The following is a 21358-nucleotide window of genomic DNA, read 5'->3' as shown; positions in this document are numbered from 1 at the left end:
CTTCATAATCTACAGGCATAATAACGACAAATCGTAATGATAAATGAATGATTGCTCATTGATGATCATTCAAAGGATATATAGTGTGATGACAAAGAAATTATTGAAAGTAGTGAGTATTACGTCGGCTGCCCTGTTCAGTGTCAGCATGTCTAGCCATGCTCTAGCAATGGCACCTTTCCAAGCAAGCTATCAATTTAGCTACAACAACAAAAACCTCGGTTCAGCGACACGTACACTTTCGCAACAAGGAAATAATTGGACCTATCAGTTTAGTGCAAAAGCAGGCGGAATTGCCTCAGCCTCGGAAACAAGTCAATTTAGTTTTGCGGATAATAAGATTACATCACAAAAATTTAGCCGTAGCAGTAAAATTTTAATTCACAACAACACCATGAGTATTAACTTTAATCCAAACACTAAAGTTGTGAATACGAAAAAAGATGACACTGCTCGCTCATTCCCATGGCAAGCAGGTGCGTTAGATGAGTTGAATGCTGAATTGCAAATCCGTGAGGATTTAAAAAGTAATTCACTTAGAACCAAATATTTAATTGCTGATGCAAAAGCCTTAGATGAACGCCGTTTTGTTAAGCAAGGCACTGAAAACATCAAAACCAATTATGGGACGTTCAGCACCATTAAAGTCGTTATGCAACACGATAAACCAGAACGTAATACGGTATTTTGGTTAGCACCAAAACTGGATTATCTCCCTGTAAAAATGGCACATAATGATGGTAAATCGTCTTATGGCTTATTATTAACAGGCTATTCGGGTAAAACCAACTAACCATCTGGTCAATTTTAGCTTGCAATTTTTTAGATGCTTTTTAAAATATGCCTTTGCTTGAAAAAGCATCCGTTTAGAGGATTCTCCCGTGTACGCTTTAGAACAGAAAATCTTAAATGAAGGTATCGTTCTATCTGATCAGGTTTTGAAAGTTGATGCTTTCTTAAATCATCAAATTGACCCCGTGTTAATGCAACAGATTGGTAAAGAGTTTGCTGCTCGTTTTAAAGATGCTGGCATTACTAAAATTATTACGATCGAAGCTTCTGGAATTGCACCTGCAATCATGACTGGCTTGGAGCTGGGTGTTCCAGTAATTTTCGCGCGTAAATACCAATCTTTAACACTCAAAGATGATCTTTACCGTTCTAAAGTGTTCTCGTTCACCAAACAAACTGAAAGCACCATTGCGATTTCAAACAAGCACATCAACTCAAGTGATAAAGCACTTGTGATTGATGATTTCTTGGCAAATGGTCAAGCGGCATTAGGTTTAATCGACTTGATTCATCAGGCAAATGCTGAGGTTGTTGGTGTTGGGATCGTAATTGAAAAGTCATTCCAACCAGGTCGTGATGTGTTACTTGAAAAAGGCTATCGTGTTGAATCTTTAGCGCGTGTTGAGTCTTTGACTGATGGCAAAGTTACCTTCATCAGTGAATAAGTTTTTAAAATAAAAAAGCGGATGAGTGATCATCCGCTTTTTTATTTAGTAACAATCCCAGTTATATAGCACTTTGGAAAAGTCTCGTTTCTTTAAGTCTTCAGGGTGAATAAAGAAATTCCCCACACCTGAATCTCCCCACATAATCTCATTCTCTGCATCTTCGCTATCCAACTGAAATAGTAGAATATAATCCTGAATATTTGCATTATATTGACGTGGATCAGTTTGGGTGAAAAATGGATAACCGCCTAAACGGTGTCCACTTGCAGATAAAAGTTCATGATAAGGTTCGATAAAATCATCTTCAAAATCACCACCCTCAAATTGATCTTCAAAATCATAAAGGTCTTCAGTCCCTAAGATTTTCGGCGCAAAAGCGAAATCACCCAAACTGATTGGTTGCGTAGTTAAGGTAAATTCAATCGAGTATTGTCCAGTAAAAGGTAAATAATCCTCTTCACCCAACTCAAACTCAGAAAAATCCTGTCTTAATTGTGAAGTATCCTCGATCACTTGATCAAAGTATAAAACCCTAAAACCAGATTGCTGCTGTTGGTCGTCGAAATTCATCCCGTACAAATCATCTGCAGCAATATAGAACTGTAAAATTCCCTTGTCTGGGAAATTAGGTAAACTTGGAATTTCCGCAAAATTAAATTGAGCCAATAAAGCAAGAGGATTACCATTAGAATCTAAAGGATAAGCAGTATCCAAAGGTAAGTACGGTTCTCCCCCAATCTTACTTTGCCATACAGTCAAGGCATCGTTTGAACTGAGCTGTAAAGTTACTGTTGGCAAAATAGTAGCTGAAATTTTTTCTAAGAATGGCTGCAAACTGTTCGGCAAACTTTCTGGTTTAAAATTCATTGTATTCATTACCCATGTCGTTATTTATAGAATCTAATATAAAACAATCGGCTATACTGGAACAGAGCATAAGGATTAAACTGCGACAATCGATGTCGCCAAATTGAAAAGATATTTATCACATAAATTCTGATAAAATCAGCGCGTTCAAAAGCAAAGATAGGCGTGAAGATGCAAACATACCTGAACCTCTTACAACATATCCTCGACAATGGTGGCGATAAAGGCGATCGTACAGGTACGGGTACACGTTCAGTATTTGGTCATCAAATGCGTTTTGATCTTTCTAAAGGTTTTCCACTATTAACGACCAAGAAAGTACACTTTCGCTCTATCGTGATTGAACTACTATGGTTCCTGAAAGGTGATACCAACGTTCAATATCTCAAAGATAATAAAGTCAGCATTTGGGATGAATGGGCAACCGCAGAACAAACTGCACGTTTTGGTCGCCCTGAGGGTGAACTTGGTCCTGTTTACGGGCATCAATGGCGTAACTTTGGCGCAACCCAAAATGAAGATGGTAGCTATCAGCAAAATGGTTTTGATCAGATTCAATGGCTCGTCAATGAAATTAAAACTAATCCCAATTCACGTCGTTTGATCGTCTCGGGTTGGAACCCAAATGAAGCAGCTAAAGTTGCTTTACCACCTTGCCATACCCTGTTTCAGTTTTTTGTACAAGATAACAAACTATCATGCCAGTTGTATCAACGTAGCGCAGATGTTTTTCTAGGTGTGCCATTTAATATTGCCAGTTATGCCCTACTTACACATATGATTGCTCAAGTTTGCGGCTTAGGTGTAGGTGACTTTGTTTGGACAGGTGGTGATACTCATTTATATGCCAATCACTTTGAGCAAGCACAGTTGCAGCTTACACGTGAGCCGCTACCCTTGTGTCAATTAAAACTCAATCCCGAGATTACTGATATTTTTGACTTCAAATTTGAGGATATCGAAATTATTGGCTATGAGTCACACCCTGCTATTAAAGCACCCGTCGCAGTTTAAATAGATCAGAGAGAATACAAAATGGCATGGCAAGGTCTTGAAGTTGTACACGTAGTCGCAATGGATAAAAATAACTGTATTGGCAAGGGCAATGCTTTACCGTGGCATATCTCCGCTGATCTCAAACACTTTAAGGCAATTACCCAAGGTGGTGTTGTGATCATGGGGCGTAAAACCTTAGAGTCAATGGGGCGTGCTCTTCCAAATCGTGTGAATTGGGTCATCACGCGTGATTTAGATTGGCAATTTGAGGGTGTTAAAGTAGCACATAGTATTGAAGATGCTTTAACTCATGCACTTACAGACGTACAACACTCTGAAAAAGCATCTTTATTTATTATTGGAGGTGGAGAGATTTTTACTCAAACCCTTGCGATTGCCGATCGTCTTGAATTAACCCATGTTGATTTAGATGTACAAGGCGATGCACATTATCCAAAAATCTCTGAGGATTTTCGAAAAGTAAACTCAGAACAACACATTGATGAAAAATCAAATATTGCTTTCGAGTTTGCGACCTACCAAAAATAAAAAATGGATCGCGCGTCATCATGCATAATATTGGATCACGTGAGTTTTTACTGGCGTTAGGCATTGGGCTATTACATAGTTTTTTTGCCTTATTTGTGATCCTCTCCAGTATCTGGTTATGTCTGGCATTCTGGATTCAACATCCTTTTGGAACAATCTTTAGCCGAATCATTATCATTTTTTGGGCACTGTTTGCACTCAGCCTACTTGGTGTTTATGTCAGTGGGCATATTTTTAGTCGCCGCACTGATATTTTAATTTACTGTGTTGCCTTTGCCTGTTCACTGGTCTGGTATTTTTCATTAGAGGCTCGCCAAGATCGTGACTGGAACCCTGAAGTCGCTGAGCAGCTTACTTACCAAAAGCAAGGCAATCTAGTACAGCTACATAATGTGCGTAATTTTAATTGGCATAAAGACGGCACTTATGACATTCGCTGGGAAAATCGTACAATTGACCTAGATAAAATTACAGGCGTCAATGTCATCACATCCTACTGGATGGGACCTCAAATCGCGCATACGTTGGTGAGTTTCGATTTCTCAGATCAAAAACCTTTGGTTTTTTCTATCGAGATTCGCAAAGAAAAAGGAGAAGAATTTTCCGCGATTGGTGGCTTTTTCCGTAAATATGAACTCAATTTAGTGGCTTCTGATGAAAAAGATCTGATTTATACGCGAAGTAATATTCGTCATGAACAAGTTTATTTATTTCCAATAAGAATGCCTCAAACCGAACGTAAAGCGTTATTTATCGAATATCTACATAAAGCAGATGAATTACGTGCTGAAGCAAAATGGTACAACACGCTTACAAGTAATTGTACAACGCTCGTTTTTGACATGATCCAAGCGATCAACCCACAAACTTTACCTAAAGATTATCGTTTACTGGCTTCAGGCTATTTACCCAACTATCTTTTTGATCTAAAAGCACTTAATCAAAATTATAGTATGAAAGAATGGTATCAATTGGCATGGATTAATACACGTGCTGAAAAATATGAACAACAACCAGATCAATCCAGTGAATATTTTTCGAAAATCATTCGACATGGATTACCAAAAGCAAATTAGTCCATTTCGCTTTTTTAACAAAACAATACTCAATCTCCTTCTATAGTCCATCTTGATTGATTTAAATCAATCAAGATATATGCATTCACTTGATGATCACGAATCCACAATAGCACTCGCAAATTATTGCAAGATCGTGGATAGAAATGCCACATCATGAATACATAGGAAAATATGCTAAGGCTTAGGTGAATTTTTATGAAATTTATAAGGGATACTGAATCAGTTATTTGATTTTGTGACATAAAAAGCTAAATCTCTGATTGATAATGGGCTTTTACTTTTCAGTGACTTCGTATACTTTATTAGTATTCTTAGAATTAAAAATTGGGAAAATTTATGCAACAAGCATTATTCGGTGGTGGTTGCTTTTGGTGTGTAGAAGCTGTTTTTCTACAACTAAAAGGCGTCGAAAAAGTTGTGAGTGGTTATGCTGGTGGTATCGTTCACAATCCAAGTTATGATCAAGTTTGCCAAGGTAATACTCAACATGCAGAAGTTGTATTGATTGACTTTGATGAACAGCAAATCAATTATACTCAACTTCTAAATGTTTTCTTTACCACCCACGATCCAACTACGTTAAACCGCCAAGGTAATGATATTGGCACTCAATACCGTTCTGTTGTCTATTATTTTAATGATGAACAAAAGCAGCAAGCGGAGAAAATTATTCAAGATTTAGAAAATGATGGTCTCAATATCGTAACTGAACTTAGCCCAGCACCAACATTTTACCCTGCTGAAGAATACCATCAAAATTTTTATGCCCGTAATCCATCACAAGGTTACTGCAATTTTAGCATTCCCCCAAAACTGTCAAAATTACGTTCAAAATATCTCGAACTACTCAAAACAGAGTAAGCATAAAAAAAGCAACTCACTGAGTTGCTTTTTTTATGAAACAAATTTTAGTTTTCACTCACAAATGCAATATCACTCAGCCCTGCTTCACTCGCCCGTGACATGACTTGCGCTACTGTGTCGTATTTTGATTCTTTATCAGCACGTAACTGTACTGTCGGTTTTGTTTCTGCTTTTCCTGCTTCTTGGAAACGCGTCTGTAACTCATCCAAACTAATAATTTGAGCATCCCATGCCACTTCACCTTTTTCATTAATACTGATGGTGATTGCTTTTGGTGGTGGATCTACAATGTCAGCGGTCGTTTTTGGTAAAGCTAATGGAATTGATGGGTTAGCAACCGTTGCTGTGACTAAAAAGATAATCATCAATACCAACATAATGTCGATCAGAGGAATGAGATTCATCTCATTCATGCCACTGTCGTGGTCTTCACCCAATTGAAAGCCCATCTTAAGCTTGACCTCCAACTAAACTTTGTTGAGTCGCTTTAGTTTCTGTCTTTACAGGTGTTTCTTGCTGCAACATCGTATCAATTAACAAGCTATGCGCTTGATCTTGTAAATCATGCGCTAAACCACGATTAAAACGTACACAAATGTTGTAAGCCAATACCGCAGGAATCGCCACAGATAAACCCAAGCCAGTCATGATCAATGCTTCACCAACAGGAGTTGCAACTTGAGCTAAACCCGCCTGACCACTTGTACCTACCGCAACCAATGCATGGAAAATACCCCAAACTGTACCAAATAAACCCACAAATGGCGCAAGTGAAGCAATCGTTCCAAGAACAGATACACCTTTTTCTGCTTGAGATTTTTCTGCCGAAATTTGGCGAAGCAATGCTTGTTCAGCAACTGCTTTACGTTGTTCAAATGATAAAGGCTGTAACTTAGATTTAAGCTTAGCCAAAGCTTGAACAAGTTGAGTATAAGCTTGTTGTTTTAATTGGCGTGTTCCTAATAGGCGCAGAATGAAAATAGTCCACGTTGCAATCGACATTGCTAAAAGGATGAAATACAGTGTTTTACTTACTGCATCTGCATGTTGCCAATAAACTGAAAAGTTCATATACGAACTCCTGATTTAATCTGTCGCAAGGACTCAAATTTATTAAGGACTAAGATCAAACGGCTGCTCTGCTCGAATCGGGTAAGCAACACCATTTTCCATATACGGTTTAAATTTCGCACTTCTTACAGCACGTAAAACTTTTTCATCGAGATTCGGTATACCACTACTACGTGTAACACGTGCATTGGTAATTTTACCTTTCTCATCAGCTTCAATCAGTACCATCACTGAGCGTGTTTGGTTATCTAAATCTTTTGCTGTAACAGATAATTTCGGTGAACGACTCCATTGAACCCCTGAACCACCAATCGATACACGTTTTGGTGATGGATCAGCAGCAGGTTGTGGTTTCGCAACTTCCTGAACGGGTTGTGGTTTTTCAACCACTTTTTCAGTCACAGTGGTCACGACCTTGGTTTCAACTTTAGGTTCAATCTTTTGTTCAGTTTTTTGAAGAACAGGTTTTGGTGCCTCTTTGACCTGTTGAACCTTTTCAATCTTTTTCGGTGGAGGTAAAGGTTTTTCAACAACTTTAACTTCCTTCACCTCTTTTTTAGGTTCAGGTTTTGGCTTTTCTTTAGGTTTCGGTGGTTCAGGTTTTGGTGGTTCTTTAATCTTAACGAACTTCACCTTAAGCGGTTCTTTCTCGATTGGTCTTAACTCAATCGTTTTCATGTGGCTCACCGCCCACAGAACTCCTACATGTCCAATCACAACTGCAACTAAGGCAGCGATGATTTTCTTTTTCATCGGGTGTGGCATGTTGAATATCGCAGGAGATTGACTCATAAGAATCTAAGTACCTATATAGATGGTGACGTTTTACAAAGTAAAAACGATTTCACGCATCGGATAGAACAATAAAAGTGGCATAATAATAAATGAGAAGTGTTTTCATTTGCAACTGGTTTTTTGTGAATCATGCTCAACAAATTGATAAATATACACTTAATAAAATAAAATGTTATAACATAGCAATATCAATGTAAAAAAAGCATGCTTTAAAGCATGCTTTTTTAAAAATTCTATTTGATTTAGAAAACAACCGTTTTATTACCATCCACAATAATACGATCTTCCAAATGCCATTTTACAGCGCGAGCCAATACGTTACGTTCAACATCTTCACCTAGCTCACGTAATTGCTCTACATTGTAATCGTGGCTAACACGTTCAACATCTTGCTCAATAATTGGGCCTTGATCAAGATCAGCAGTCACATAATGTGCTGTTGCACCAATCAATTTCACCCCTTTCTCATACGCTTGCTTATATGGATTTGCACCAACGAAAGCAGGTAAGAATGAATGATGAATATTGATAATCTTCATTTCCCACTTGGCAACAAAGTCTTCACTCAAAATCTGCATATAACGCGCCAAGATCAATAGATCATTGCCCTGCATCATGTCATTAATTTGTGCATAAGCTTCGACTTTATTGTCTTTATTGACTGGTACTACATGGAATGGAATACCAAAATTTTCAACTGATTCACGCAAATCTGGATGGTTTGAGATGACTTGGGTAATTTCACATGGCAATGAGCCACGTGCATGGCGCCATAATAATTCCAATAAAGCATGGTCCACTTTAGAAACGAGAATACCCACTTTCTTTAGTTCACCCACAAAAGTCAATTTCCATTGCATTTCATAACGTTCAGCAACGTTGGCAGCAAAGGTTTGCATCAATGCTTCTTTACGAGAATGTAAATGATCAAGTTCAAACTCAACACGCATGAAATAACGTCCGCCTTGAGCTTCTGTAGCATACTGATCAAGTGCGGTAATATTTGCTCCCTGATGATACAAAAAGCTCGATACGGCTTGCACGATTCCTGGCTTGTCTTCGCAAGTAATCAATAATCGTGCAGTGTGGGCGGTCGTCGTGTTCATGTGGTTAATATCACTTATTGGAATCAAAATTAAAAATCAAGCCGAGCATTCTAGCTCTTTTTTGCTTGTGACTAAATACCTATCACTTATTCATCACTATCATTTTTCAGATTAGATAAACTCGCAAATAAGTCAGATGGGCCTAAAGACTTTAATAATTGTTCATACGTTTGACGACTTTCACCCATTAAATACGGGCCTTCCAAGAACACCATTTGTCGTAAAGCTTGCCATACCCATTTTTCTTCCAAATGGTTGTTATCACTGATATGCCCTGACATATACAAAAAGTTAGTCCAGTTGGTGAGTACAATCCACAAGTTGATAATCAACGCTTCAATTTCCGAATCGGTCATCTTCATCAAACCGGCATCCACAAAGGCACGATAAATTTTTTGCCCTTGCTGCATCACCTGCCCCGCAAAACGCGGATATATTTTTCTGAAGTCTTCATTATTTTCAACAAGGTGATAAACATCACGATGAATAAACCGATAAGCCCACAATTGATTGCTTAACACTTGAAAATAGCTAATTTTATCATTGGCATTTAAAGGTCGATCTGTTGGTAATGCCAGCATTTCCAAGGTTTCAGCCTGATACTGCTGTGCTAATTCTTTAATAATTTCCTGTTTATTACGGAAGTGATAGTACAGATTGCCTGGGCTAATTCCGAGTTCAGCAGCAATATGATTGGTTGTGACCGAACGTTCTCCACGCTCATTAAACAACTGCAAACTGATTTGCAGAATTCTATCTTTTGTTTTATTCGGTTTAGCGTGCGACATTGAGTTTAACCATCTATAACATTATCAATAGGTTATAAAACAAACCTATAAAGCGACTTGACACTTTAGAGTATTTACTCTAAAAATTAAAAAATAATAAGCTTTCTTTTGGTCCACTCCTATGAACAGTCAAACAAAAACAACCGCTATGACACCTCATGTTGATGTGAAACGGCTACATGATTTGCTTGAACAGCAAAAAGCAGCTTACCAACGCCATCCTGTGCCAAGCGCCAAAGAACGTATTGAACGCTTAGCTCGACTTAAAAATATCTTGGTAAAATATCAAGATCAATTTGCTAACGCAATTAGTCAAGATTATGGCAATCGTGCCATTATGGAAACCAAAATTGGCGAAGTTCTAACATGTTTAGAACATATCAAATACTATAGCAAGAACTTAACTGAGTGGATGAAGCCCTCTAAGCGCCATATCAGTATGTTACACCAACCTGCAAAAGGCTGGGTACAATATCAACCATTAGGTGTCATCGGAGTCATTGCTCCGTGGAACTATCCATTATTGCTCTCTGTTGGTCCACTGATCTGCGCATTAGCTGCGGGTAATCATGCCATGATCAAGATTTCGAGTGCATCTTCTCAGTTTGGTGCTGTATTGGAAAATGCACTTGCTGAAGTGTTCCCTCAAGAACTGGTTACGGTTGTCAATGGTGGTGGCGCAATTTCAGATGCATTCAGCCACTTAGCATTTGATAAATTAATTTTCACAGGTTCAACGTCTGTCGGCAAAACCGTGATGGCAGCAGCATCACAGAACTTAGTCCCTGTGATTTTAGAGTTAGGGGGTAAATCGCCTGCTCTTGTACATTCGGCAATGAATATTCGTGATGTGGCACAACGTATCGCGGTAGGTAAACTTTGGAATGCAGGGCAAACTTGTGTTGCGCCAGACTATATGTTTATTCCGAAGGGTAAAACAGCGGAATTCACCAAGCATTACAATGACTTTGTCAACACGATGTATCCAACCCTACGTGATAACAAAGACTACACTTCAATTGTGAACGATAAACAATACAATCGCTTACAAGGCTATTTAGAAGATGCACGTGATCAAGGTGCAACGATTGTAGAGTTGAATACCAAGAAAGAATCATTAACTGAAGTTCGTAAAATTGCGCCAACCTTACTTACAGGCGTAACCACTGAAATGGAAATTATGAAGAATGAGATCTTTGGTCCAATTCTTCCTATTTTAGAATATGAACATATTGAAGATGCTATTCAGTTCATTAATAGTCGACCACGTCCACTGGCATTCTACTATTTTGATATTGACATGGCTCGTGCTGATTATGTTGCAGGACGTACCCATTCAGGGCATTTTGGTATTAACCAAACCCTCACTCATGTAGCGCAAGATGATCTCCCATTTGGTGGTATTGGTGCATCGGGTATGGGCAAATATCATGGTAAAGAAGGCTTCTTCAGCTTCTCTCATGAGCGCTCTATGATGTCAAACCCTGTAAGCCCTAAACTCTACAGTTTAAAATTCATTCTACCACCGTACAACAAACCAACACATAAACTGCTTTTGAAAACACTATTCCGCTAAGCTGATCAAGGCATGATCTATCACACCAGATCATGTCCTGTTTTTACCAAATTCGCTTGTCTTTTAATCGTATTTTTGGTATAAAACGCCCCTTGAATGATTTCATCCGTTTACTTGAATGGCTAGTTGCACGAAACGGTGCTATATAAACTAGCAATGGAGTTCACCATGTCTAAGGTTTGCCAAGTTACCGGCAAGCGTCCTATCGTTGGTAACAACGTATCGCACGCAAACAACAAAACCAAACGCCGGTTCGAGCCGAACCTGCACCACCACCGTTTTTGGTTAGAAAGCGAAAAGCGTTTTGTACGTCTTCGTTTAACCACTAAAGGTATGCGTATTATTGATAAATTGGGTATTGAGAAAGTTGTTGCTGATCTCCGTGCTCAAGGTCAAAAGATCTAAGGAGTCTGAACAATGCGTGATAAAATCCGCCTCGTTTCTACAGCTGGTACAGGTTATTTCTATACCACTACTAAGAACAAACGTACTATGCCGGAAAAAATGGAAATCAAAAAATTTGATCCAAAAATCCGTCAACACGTAATCTTCAAAGAAGCTAAAATTAAATAATTTTAGTTTTCTTAAAAAAACGACTTCAACTGAAGTCGTTTTTTTTGCTAAACAAAATGTTTTAGCTAAAATAAAATGAATCACTATCTCATAATTTTTTTTGATAAATAAAAAAATTGTCATCAACAAATCCGATTTTACTTGTTACAATTTATTCGCTGTTTTCTTGGCATGTTTTATGCTGAATTATTTGTACCTTAACCGCAATGATTAAGGAGTTTCAATGCCTCATGATGTTGATTTAATTATATTACTTGCCGTCGGTTTCGGTATAGCACTTATTTTTGGCTATATAGCCGCACGTTTACGTCTACCACCATTAATTGGTTATTTGGTAGCAGGTATTATTATAAGCCCTAACACCCCAGGTATCGTGGCAGATATACATCTCGCCAATCAACTTGCCGAACTCGGGGTAATGTTCTTAATGTTTGGCGTAGGGATGCATTTTTCCCTCAATGATCTATTACAAGTCCGCCGTATTGCGTTACCAGGTGCAATTCTACAAATCGCCGTCGCAACTTTACTTGGTATCGGTGTGTCTATGTTTTGGGGCTGGAGTTTTGGTTCAGCACTCATTTTTGGTTTAAGTCTTTCTTGTGCCAGTACTGTTGTTTTACTTAAAGCCTTAGGTGATCGCGGTCTACTCGACTCTGTCAATGGTAAAATTGCTGTGGGTTGGCTGTTAGTTGAAGACCTCGTTATGGTCTTGGTCTTGGTACTGTTACCTGCAACAGCTGTTTTACTTGGCGGACATCCATTAGCGGGGGCTGACCCATCTCAAAATATTTGGATCACTATTGGACTGACATTACTGAAAGTAACAGGCTTTATTGCCTTTATGCTGATTATTGGTAAACGTCTCATACCGATGATTATGCAACGTGTTGCTCGTTTAGGTTCACGCGAGTTATTCACGCTCACAGTCGTTGCGTCAGCTGTTTCAGTTGCTTATGGTTCTTATGCTGTTTTCGGCGTTTCTATGGCATTAGGTGCATTCTTTGCAGGCATGGTGGTGAAGGAATCTGATTTTAGTCATAGAGCAGAAGAAGAGACGCTTTCATTACGTGAAATCTTTGCGATCTTATTTTTTGTTTCAGTGGGAATGTTATTCGATCCAAAAATCTTGATTGAACAGCCCTTACATATTTTAGCTGTCGTTGCCATTATCATGATTGGTAAGACTTTAGCAGCGATGGCTTTAGTTTTATTCTTCCGCTACCCAATTAATACAGCTCTCACTGTAGGCGCTAGTTTGGCACAAATTGGTGAGTTTTCATTCATTTTAGCAACATTAGGCTTGTCACTCGGTCTACTCACCCTAGATGCACAAAACTTGATTCTTGCTGGCGCATTATTTTCAATAACTTTAAATTCATTTGTATTTTCAGCGATTGAACCCGCTCAACGCTGGATACGAGAACGCTCACATTTAGCTCGCTTATTAGAACGCAGTGGCGACCCGCTTGCCATGCTTCCAGATGAAGTTGATCAAGCTTATTTACATGATCAGGTGGTGATCATTGGCTATGGTGGTGTAGGACGCCGCATTAGTGAAAACCTGATGCAACAGAATATCAAGGTCGTGATTGCTGAAGAAAATCGTGAGATTGTTGAAAAACTGCGTGCCCAAGGAATGGCTGCTGTAAGCGGTGAAGCGACTGAACCTTATGTACTCATACAAGCCCATATTCAACATGCTCGTTTATTGGTTATTTCCCCTATGGATATTTTAGATATTCATCGTATTGTCGATATTGCAAAGCAATTGAATCCTGAGATTCAGGTCTTGATCTGTGCTGAAAGCAAGGAAGAGGCTGCTGTTATTCGCGATGAAAATATTGGTGAAGTTTTCTATGCGAAAGAAGAAATGGCGAAGAATATGAGCCATCATATCTTGAACCAAATTGAGCTTGCTCATCAAAGTACGTTACATTAACAATCTATTTTCAAATTAAAGCATCTAATACCAATTATTCAGATAGTTGGTATTTTTATCTTTTAAATTTCAGTCTTATGATTTAAAGCTAAAATCCACATACTTAATAACATTTAACCCTCGTATTTGCTAAACGCTTTTGAAAGCTGGCGAAGTGTTTTGATTTGTTTGCCATAACGGCGACAAGAACGACAAGCAAATAAATGTAATTGTAGATTGCTCTGCTCTATAAACTGAAGTGGTCTATCCTGTTTCTCGGATATTAACTGTGTTGCTTGTCGGCAAGTTAGCATGAGCAATCCTCCTTAAGTAACCATTTATTTTCTAGACATTCACGCAATCTAGTTCGGCTTCTATACATCAAGACATTAAAATTTGAGACAGTAATCTCTAGCCTTTCGCAAATTTCATCTGAACTGAGTTCATTTACTTCTCGTAACATAAACACCTGCGCATATTTAGCAGGCAAATGATTCAAACAAGCATCAAAAACAATCCAAAAATCTTGCTGTTCCATCATTTCTTCAGGGCTTTGCCACGCTTTAGGTGCTTGATATTTATGCCAGTGGCCCGAAGCATCAAATAACTCGTCGATACTCAACTCATTATCTTGTTCATCAAATAATTCAGTCATCGTCACCAATCGAGACTTTTGTCGGATCAGATCAATGATCTTATTTTTTAAAATCGCAAAAACCCACGTTTTAAACGCCGCTCTTCCTGAAAAAGAGTCTAAATGTTGCAAAGCACTCACTAATGCTTCTTGAACCACATCTTCAGCTTGCTGAAATGAGGACAGTTGTAAAACAGTAAACTTCAGCATCTGTTGTCTTAAATCCATTAGAAATTCAGGATTTTCAAGCTGATGCAATATCTCTTGATTATTATTCAATTCAGCCTCAGACATGATCACTTCCTATTACTGTTCTGAGAATGATTTAACAAACCTAAATTCGTGAGTGTTGCTGCCAACTGATGCAGTTGTATTGTAATCTCTTGCTCAGAAAAAGTTGGTGCAATTAATTTAATTAAGTCATGAAGCTCAAACTCTGAGTATATCTTTAGGTTCATTTGCTCAATCAACATCGCAAATAAGGGGGACAATCTTTCCAAGCGAACCTTATCCTGATGGTCTCGCCAGACCATAATTGCACTTGGCATTACTTCAATATCAGTCAACGTTGTATCAACCGTCCAATCATAAACAGGATATTGATAGACCAATACCCACACTTTGTGTGTGAGTTGCCAACTTGTCTTTTCAACAATGTTAATGTCTTCAATTTCAAGCGTATCTAAATACAACTCCAACCACTCAAACTGCAACAACTCTTCTAGCCAAGGATTTTGGCTTAAAACTGGATGTTGGTTTTCAGTCAAATAATCTCTAAATTGCAACGAAATATCATTATAGAAAGGTGACTGGCATTTAGCTTTTTGAAAAAATTCTTCCAATAAGAGCTGCCATTGATCCGCAGGTAGAATAGAACGAGCTATGGGATAAACTAAATTTATAAATGAACACATATTGTTGAACAATAAATCTCGATAAATCTGCATTCGCTCAAGATCACATATTTTAGTGTGTTCAGCATTTGGTACACGAATCCAATTACAGAATTGCTGCTGAGTGGTTTGGAAAGTGCTTTCTTTGAGCACCATAACCGTTCTCCTGTTGCTGCATCGTTTGAATTGTTGTCAATTCTTGCTGTAATTGTTGCCATGATGGAATATTAAAATCTCTTTCCAACAAGGTTGGTTTAACGCCACAATGTTGATAACTAAATTGCAATAGCTGCCATACAGGATCACAAATTTCGGCACCATGCGTATCAATCAATAAGCTTTCATTCATTTGTTCATGCCCAGCAATATGCATATAACGTATGCGTTCTTTAGGCATCGCTTGGATAAAGCCATGAGCATCACTGCCATGATTGATACTATTCACATAGACATTATTAACATCAAGTAATAATTCACAATCTGCTTGCTCAAGTACTTCACAAACAAACTCAGCCTCACTCATTTCTGCATTTGGCATTAAATAGGTAGATACATTTTCAATAACGAGGCGCTGCCCTAAAATGTCTTGAACACGTAAGATACGCTCAGCGACATATTTGACCGCAGCTTCAGTCATCGGTATCGGTAATAGATCATATAAATACCCCCCATCAGAGGTATAACTGAGATGCTCAGAATAGATGGAAACTTGATACTGCTTTAAAAATGCTTTGATCTGTTGAATAAATTCAATATTTAAAGGATGAGGTCCCCCAATAGAAAGGGACAGACCATGACACACCAAAGGTGATTTTTCAGTACATTGAGCCAACAACTTGGCGTGTCGTCCACCAAAACCCATCCAATTTTCTGGTGCAACCTCAATAAAGTCTGGATGTGATTCCGCATTTAAAAAGGTATCAATAAAATCACGCCTTAAGCCTAAACCAACACCATTCAATGCAGTCATGCTGTTTTCCTTTTTGAATTGATACCGACAATTTGAAATATATCGGTATCATTCGGCTGATCTAAACTATTTAGCACCACACTTGCCATCTGCAACTTTTTTATCTGCACCACATTTTGCATCAGCAGTTTTCTTAGCTGCCCCACACTTCCCTTCTGCTGATTTTTTATTGGCCCCACATTTTGCATCAGCAGACTTTTGTTGTTGTTTTGCCTTATTTGCACCACATTTGGCTTCGCCACATTTCCCATCAGCAGCTTTCGATGCATGAGACTCAGTTGTAGTCGTGGTTGGTGCAGCAGATACGTGAGTGATGCCTACAGCAGATAAAGCCAATAATGCAGCGACTGATGTGATTGAGTTTAATTTATTCATTTTTGTATTCCTTGTAAGATAATTGCTCGGTTTGTACGGAGGTACATTAAGTTAGACGGAGTAAAAGACGATTTATTACAGATCAAATGAAAAAAATATGTAAGAAGTTCCATGTTCATCCGACTAATAACTATTCAACAGTACTCAATGTGAAATTCCCATGAAAAACTTTATTTATTTTCTAACACAACATTATCAAAAAATTTCTCACTGTATAAAACATTTCGATGGAATTGCTGCGCTAGCACTCAGATTATATTTAGTCCCCATTTTTTGGATGGCAGGAAGCAATAAACTCATGCATTTCCAAGACACGATTGAATGGTTTGGTAATCCTGATTGGGGGCTCGGTCTACCATTCCCGACATTGATGGCAGCTCTAGCAACCTCAACAGAACTGGCTGGTGCAGTATTGTTAGGATTAGGTTTATTCACTCGCTTTATCAGTATCCCACTTATCATCACAATGTTGGTAGCAATTGTAACCGTACACTTACCGAATGGTTGGCAAGCCATTGCCGATCCAAATGCACCATTTGCAAATGCCCAAGTTCTCGCATCCGCTGAGAAGTTAGAAAAAGCCCATGAAATTTTACAAAACTATGGTAACTATGATTGGCTCACTGCCAGCGGATCATTTGTCATTTTAAATAATGGTGTTGAATTCGCAGTGACCTATTTAGTGATGTTACTCGCTTTAATCTTTATCGGTGGTGGACGTTATATCAGTTTAGATTTCTGGATGAAATATCATTTAACCAAACGCTTATAAGCCCTATGAAGGGCTTATTTATGTTTCCAAGGTACTGCTGGTGAGCCAATCCATGCTGATTTGGCAGGAATATTTTCACCTTTCATCACTAAAGTTAATGGTCCTAACACCGCATGATGACTGACATTGGCATTATATAAAATGATACTTCTCGCATTCACGACCACATCACTTCCAACATTTACTTGACCAATCTTCATAATACGATCTTCAAATAAATGTGTCTGTGGACCTGAAAAACTATTAAATTCAGCGCGATCTCCAATATCAACACAGTCGAACTCTGTAATATCTGCAGTATCCATATAAACGTCTTTCCCTATTCGAACCCCCAAAATACGCAAAAAGAATGGCAGCATTGGTGTTCCTCTTAAATAATTCAGGAAATTTGGAATCGCGACTGATTCATATAAACTTGTAATTCCTTCACTTAACCAAACAAACATAGTCCACATTGGCGCTGAACGAGCTTGGTAGCGTCCAATTAAAATCCACTTCAATAAAGCCACGATGATGAAACAACCCACACCATATAATAAGCCTGCGAGAGTTAAAGCCAATAATCCTATTGAAATCGTATAGTTATTAATGACATCTATCACTTCTAGCACAATCATATACCCCACACCAATCGCAAGCGCTGCGGGTAATACAATCCGTAGCCCCTCAATAAAAGCACGCATGAAACGGCGTTTGTGACTCGGTTTAAAAGTAAGATGATCTGGGTATTTCTCTGCGGCTTCTCGTGCTGGTAGAAGTAGCGCTGGAGAACCAAACCAAGTTTGTCCTGAATACATTTCTCGATTATCTGGCGTTTTAGACTGCACACCAATTAAAATATTATCAGGTAATACCGTACCATCTGCGATATAAGCGCTGTTCCCAACAAAACTACGATGACCAATTTTTGTTGATTTTAATGACATCCAACCGCCTTTGATCTCCTCATCACCCAACATCACCGCATCAGCAATAAAACTTTCTTCACCCAAGCTGAGCATTTCAGGAATAACGCCTGTTGCAGTTGATATTTCAGTATTTTTACCAACCTTTGCGCCTAACATACGAAACCAAGTTGGTGCATAAATTGTTGCAAATAGACCATGTAGCGTTTGTAAGCTGGTTTCTAAAATTTGGGCTGCGAACCACTTTCGATAATACGTAGCACCATGAATCGCATAAGTACCCACCTCTAAACGAGGTAATACTATTTTACGTAAAGCTGAAGAAATCAAGGCGGTAATGATCATCATCATCGCACTCGCAGGAATGGCCAATAGGAAATAATAAAGCGCTGTTTGAATATGGTTATTCGGGTCAATATTGAAAACATTCACATCTAACCAATCAACCAATAAGAAACTTGGAAAGATTGGAATAAAGAAAATACAAGCGATAATTAATGCACTCACTCCATAGTAAACATACTCTGAAACTTTACGCATTAAAGAAAGTTTTGGACGCGGTGCCAATTGTTCTAACTGATCCACATGACCAATCTTCTTCGCAGGCGTGCCATCCCAAATTTCACCAGCAGGCACAGTCGTATCATATTCAATCGCAGTCAAAGCATTGACATGAGCAGTTTGTTCTAACACCGTATTTTCTTCTAATACCGCATAAGAACCCACATAACTATCACGTTTCAAATGAATTGAACCTAAGACCAAATGCCCATGTTCAACTTTAGCATTCTCTAAATTCACCTGAGAACCAAGACTGACACCATCCTCAATCGTCAATAAAGATGGCATACGAATATGCACTGAACTAATGGAAACATCATGTCCAATTTTCGCCCCAAGTGCTTTGAGATATAAATTCAGTAAAGTTGAACCTGATAAGAGATAAACAGGTGAAATACTACTCATCCGATCAGCCAACCACCAACGGAAATAAGTCATTCCCCATAAAGGATAACGACCCGCACCCACGCCAACCATTAGCACACGTTTAACCATGATAGAAAGGGCAAAACTAGCAATAATGACACTGACATAAACCAATAAAGAAAGCAAAATTGCAGAAGGAATACTGTCTCGTGCGCCGCCAGTAAAATAATGATAGGTAAAGAATGGAGCGAGCCATTGCATAATGTTAATTGAAATCAACACTGGAATTGTGACTACCTGCGCAATACCGCAGAGCCATTTATAGGTTTGATTCCGTGGATTGTCTTGACCAATTTGGCTATCAAATAATGATGGTTCAGGTTGCTCAAGCATCAAGGCAGCAATTGCTCCCACTCTCCGTGCTTGGTATAAACTTTGAATCGTGAGGTGACTATATTCAGGATGTTCACGTAAATTTGAAATTAAAACTGCAGCTAATAAAGAATGTCCACCCAAATCATCAAAGAAATCGGCATCCAATTTAATCGGAAGATTCGGAAACAGTCGATTTAAGATTTCAAATAAAATTTCTTCAGCTTCATTTTGAGGTTGATCTGATTCACTCCGATCGACCACACTTGTTAAAGGTCTTGCTTTTAGTGCTTTTCGATCAATTTTCCCAGAAAGTAGTCTCGGTACTTCTTCAATAATTTCAAAACGATTAGGTACCATGTATGGCGGTAAGCGCTGACCAAGATGATGCCGAAGCTGTTTAATTTCTATGGATTGTTTTGCATCAATTTCTGCGGCTATAAAGGCGATCAACTGATCAATACCATCTTCATTACGTAAAATGACAGCAGCTGTGCCAATACCATCGAGATCACATAATGCAGCTTCGATTTCGCCAAGTTCTACGCGGAAACCTCGAATTTTTACTTGATCATCCGCACGTCCTAAACAATGCACTTGACCAAATTCATCGATTTTAGCTAAGTCACCCGTCCGATATAAACTTTCTTCATCAGGACTCGTTGCCCATGGATTCTGAATAAACTTATCCGCTGTTAGATCTGGGCGACCTAAATAACCTTGTGCCACGCTTGGCCCAAAGATACACAATTCTCCCGTTTCGCCTTGTGCCAATAGCTCTCGATCAGCATTAATCACCAACATACCGTAGTTAGGTAATGGTTTGCCAATCGTGACAGGCTTACCCTGCTGTAACAATTCAAGACTCGCAGAGACTGTGGTTTCTGTCGGTCCGTAAGTATTAAACATTTGATGGTGTGGCAATGCCCAACGCTCAACCAATGAGTCTGGACACATTTCCCCTCCTAAATTGATGATGCGTAAATTAGCAACATCTTCAGGGAACAAAGCGAGCAAAGTTGGTACAGCATGCAAAACGCTAATTTGCTCTTGTTGCAAGGTTTTACATAACCGTTCTGGATCACTAACCAAAGATTTTGGTGCAATCCATAAAGTTGCTCCAACCAAATAAGACAACCAGATTTCCTCGAAAGACATATCAAATGCAACTGAGAAGCCTTGATAAACTTTGTCTTGTTCTTGGATACCTAAAATACTGTTTTCACTGCGCAGAAAATGACAAATATTCTTCTGAGTAATGACAATACCTTTGGGTTTTCCTGTTGAGCCTGAAGTATAAATAATATAAGCAGGTTGCTCAGGAGTCGATTTTGCCAACTCGACAGTTTCATGTAGCGTTTTTTGTAGTTCGGTATTGGTCCATTTGCTTTGTGGCACTTCCAACACGTGCTCATACCACTCATCAGTGGTAATCATTCCTACAGCCGCTGCATCTTCAAGACAAACTGCGATTCGATCTGCGGGGGTATCCATGTCAAATGGTAGCCAAGCAGCACCACTTAAGCAGATTGCTAATTGAGACTTTAATAATTCAATACCACGTGGCAACCACAATCCAACGATTTCGCCAGCTTTAACGCCTTTGATGGTTAAATGTTTGGCCATAAGTTGAGCTTGCTGATATAACTCACCATAGCTAATCGTTTGATCTGCTTCGATTAAAGCTATTTTTTCTGGTAGGCGTTGTGCTGTCTGAATAAAAATATCGGTTAAAACTTCATTCTGCAAAAACTCAGGGTGGTGTTTACCACGAATAATATTTTTTGCGTTCATCACACATTGGTTCATTTTTATACTCTCTTTAATGTTCTGATTTCGCTAGAATTTAGACCTATCTTAATTTCTGC

23 protein-coding genes are annotated in these 21358 nt (G+C 38.7%); 11 read left to right on the top strand and 12 right to left on the bottom strand.

All coding sequences use genetic code 11. The annotated features are described in order from the left end of the window. Positions 1-88: 88 nt before the first annotated feature. Together O1449_RS02435 and O1449_RS02430 are read left to right on the top strand one after the other, a co-directional pair. The gene (locus tag O1449_RS02435; RefSeq protein ID WP_420001492.1) at positions 89-793 is read left to right on the top strand and encodes a DUF3108 domain-containing protein; all 705 of its coding nucleotides are present in this window, start codon (positions 89-91) and stop codon (positions 791-793) included. An 88-nt stretch (positions 794-881) separates the two neighbouring features. Continuing rightward, positions 882-1457, top strand: coding sequence for a xanthine phosphoribosyltransferase (locus O1449_RS02430; RefSeq protein ID WP_269228819.1), 576 nt, complete (start codon positions 882-884; stop codon positions 1455-1457). A 45-nt stretch (positions 1458-1502) separates the two neighbouring features. On the opposite strand, the gene O1449_RS02425 is transcribed toward O1449_RS02430, so the two are convergent. Beyond that, positions 1503-2327 carry a YwqG family protein gene (locus tag O1449_RS02425; RefSeq protein WP_269228820.1) on the bottom strand — a complete coding sequence of 275 codons (825 nt, stop codon included), beginning with the start codon at positions 2325-2327 and terminating at the stop codon, positions 1503-1505. Positions 2328-2498: 171 nt separating this feature from the next. Between O1449_RS02425 and thyA the strand changes: the two genes are divergently transcribed. The 4 genes from thyA to msrA all read left to right on the top strand — a co-directional run bounded on the left by thyA (position 2499) and on the right by msrA (position 5812). Then, complete coding sequence (gene thyA, locus O1449_RS02420; protein ID WP_046738249.1) at positions 2499-3341, top strand: thymidylate synthase; 843 nt, start codon at positions 2499-2501, stop codon at positions 3339-3341. Positions 3342-3362: 21 nt separating this feature from the next. Then, the gene (locus O1449_RS02415) at positions 3363-3872 is read left to right on the top strand and encodes a dihydrofolate reductase (RefSeq protein WP_018677325.1); all 510 of its coding nucleotides are present in this window, start codon (positions 3363-3365) and stop codon (positions 3870-3872) included. Between the two features lie 20 nt (positions 3873-3892). Next, positions 3893-4948, top strand: coding sequence for an Lnb N-terminal periplasmic domain-containing protein (locus O1449_RS02410; protein WP_269239066.1), 1056 nt, complete (start codon positions 3893-3895; stop codon positions 4946-4948). Positions 4949-5287: 339 nt separating this feature from the next. Next, positions 5288-5812, top strand: a complete 525-nt coding sequence (msrA, locus tag O1449_RS02405) for a peptide-methionine (S)-S-oxide reductase MsrA (RefSeq protein ID WP_046738247.1) — start codon at positions 5288-5290, stop codon at positions 5810-5812. Between the two features lie 47 nt (positions 5813-5859). Here msrA and O1449_RS02400 read toward each other — a convergent pair whose 3' ends face one another. From O1449_RS02400 to O1449_RS02380, 5 genes are all read right to left on the bottom strand, one after another. Next, positions 5860-6264: an ExbD/TolR family protein gene (locus O1449_RS02400; protein WP_046738246.1), complete on the bottom strand. Its 405-nt coding sequence runs from the start codon at positions 6262-6264 to the stop codon at positions 5860-5862. Position 6265: 1 nt separating this feature from the next. Beyond that, positions 6266-6886, bottom strand: coding sequence for a MotA/TolQ/ExbB proton channel family protein (locus tag O1449_RS02395; protein ID WP_269228823.1), 621 nt, complete (start codon positions 6884-6886; stop codon positions 6266-6268). 42 nt (positions 6887-6928) lie between these two features. After that, positions 6929-7678, bottom strand: a complete 750-nt coding sequence (locus tag O1449_RS02390; RefSeq protein WP_269239065.1) for an energy transducer TonB — start codon at positions 7676-7678, stop codon at positions 6929-6931. 245 nt (positions 7679-7923) lie between these two features. Continuing rightward, a complete protein-coding gene (gene purU / locus O1449_RS02385) occupies positions 7924-8787 on the bottom strand; it encodes a formyltetrahydrofolate deformylase (protein WP_269228825.1) in 864 nt (287 codons plus the stop codon). A gap of 86 nt (positions 8788-8873) precedes the next feature. Next, positions 8874-9575, bottom strand: coding sequence for a TetR/AcrR family transcriptional regulator (locus O1449_RS02380; RefSeq protein WP_269228826.1), 702 nt, complete (start codon positions 9573-9575; stop codon positions 8874-8876). A 121-nt stretch (positions 9576-9696) separates the two neighbouring features. Between O1449_RS02380 and O1449_RS02375 the strand changes: the two genes are divergently transcribed. The 4 genes from O1449_RS02375 (at position 9697) to O1449_RS02360 (ending at position 13663) form a co-directional block, all read left to right on the top strand. Continuing rightward, positions 9697-11151 carry a coniferyl aldehyde dehydrogenase gene (locus O1449_RS02375; protein WP_269239064.1) on the top strand — a complete coding sequence of 485 codons (1455 nt, stop codon included), beginning with the start codon at positions 9697-9699 and terminating at the stop codon, positions 11149-11151. Positions 11152-11319: 168 nt separating this feature from the next. Then, positions 11320-11556 (top strand): 50S ribosomal protein L28, encoded by a 237-nt coding sequence (gene rpmB, locus O1449_RS02370; protein ID WP_004649871.1) that lies wholly within the window; start codon positions 11320-11322, stop codon positions 11554-11556. A gap of 12 nt (positions 11557-11568) precedes the next feature. Continuing rightward, on the top strand, positions 11569-11724 hold the full coding sequence (gene rpmG / locus O1449_RS02365) for a 50S ribosomal protein L33 (RefSeq protein ID WP_003654787.1): 156 nt from the start codon (positions 11569-11571) through the stop codon (positions 11722-11724). Between the two features lie 223 nt (positions 11725-11947). Continuing rightward, the gene (locus O1449_RS02360; RefSeq protein ID WP_269239063.1) at positions 11948-13663 is read left to right on the top strand and encodes a cation:proton antiporter; all 1716 of its coding nucleotides are present in this window, start codon (positions 11948-11950) and stop codon (positions 13661-13663) included. Positions 13664-13776: 113 nt separating this feature from the next. Here O1449_RS02360 and O1449_RS02355 read toward each other — a convergent pair whose 3' ends face one another. The 5 genes from O1449_RS02355 to O1449_RS02335 form a co-directional block, all read right to left on the bottom strand. After that, a complete protein-coding gene (locus O1449_RS02355; RefSeq protein WP_050041726.1) occupies positions 13777-13956 on the bottom strand; it encodes a zf-HC2 domain-containing protein in 180 nt (59 codons plus the stop codon). Continuing rightward, complete coding sequence (locus O1449_RS02350; RefSeq protein ID WP_269228829.1) at positions 13950-14570, bottom strand: RNA polymerase factor sigma-70; 621 nt, start codon at positions 14568-14570, stop codon at positions 13950-13952. The genes O1449_RS02355 and O1449_RS02350 overlap by 7 nt, the downstream gene beginning before the upstream one ends. Before the next feature lie 2 nt (positions 14571-14572). Continuing rightward, positions 14573-15325 (bottom strand): HvfC family RiPP maturation protein, encoded by a 753-nt coding sequence (locus tag O1449_RS02345; protein ID WP_269239062.1) that lies wholly within the window; start codon positions 15323-15325, stop codon positions 14573-14575. Next, complete coding sequence (locus O1449_RS02340; protein WP_269239061.1) at positions 15276-16139, bottom strand: HvfB family MNIO-type RiPP peptide maturase; 864 nt, start codon at positions 16137-16139, stop codon at positions 15276-15278. The genes O1449_RS02345 and O1449_RS02340 overlap by 50 nt, the downstream gene beginning before the upstream one ends. A gap of 66 nt (positions 16140-16205) precedes the next feature. Further along, complete coding sequence (locus O1449_RS02335) at positions 16206-16514, bottom strand: HvfA family oxazolone/thioamide-modified RiPP metallophore (protein WP_005218272.1); 309 nt, start codon at positions 16512-16514, stop codon at positions 16206-16208. Between the two features lie 160 nt (positions 16515-16674). Here O1449_RS02335 and O1449_RS02330 point away from each other — a divergent pair, with 160 nt between their 5' ends. Next, positions 16675-17286, top strand: coding sequence for an HvfX family Cu-binding RiPP maturation protein (locus tag O1449_RS02330; protein ID WP_269239060.1), 612 nt, complete (start codon positions 16675-16677; stop codon positions 17284-17286). A 14-nt stretch (positions 17287-17300) separates the two neighbouring features. Here O1449_RS02330 and posA read toward each other — a convergent pair whose 3' ends face one another. Beyond that, a complete protein-coding gene (gene posA, locus O1449_RS02325) occupies positions 17301-21299 on the bottom strand; it encodes a delta-poly-L-ornithine synthetase PosA (RefSeq protein ID WP_269239059.1) in 3999 nt (1332 codons plus the stop codon). Positions 21300-21358: the final 59 nt, after the last annotated feature.

Source organism: Acinetobacter sp. TR3 (genome assembly GCF_027105055.1).
In the GTDB taxonomy this organism is placed as follows: Bacteria; Pseudomonadota; Gammaproteobacteria; order Pseudomonadales; family Moraxellaceae; genus Acinetobacter.
The sequence above is the reverse complement of the archived record's forward strand: the minus strand, read 5'-3'. Positions and strand labels throughout refer to the sequence as shown.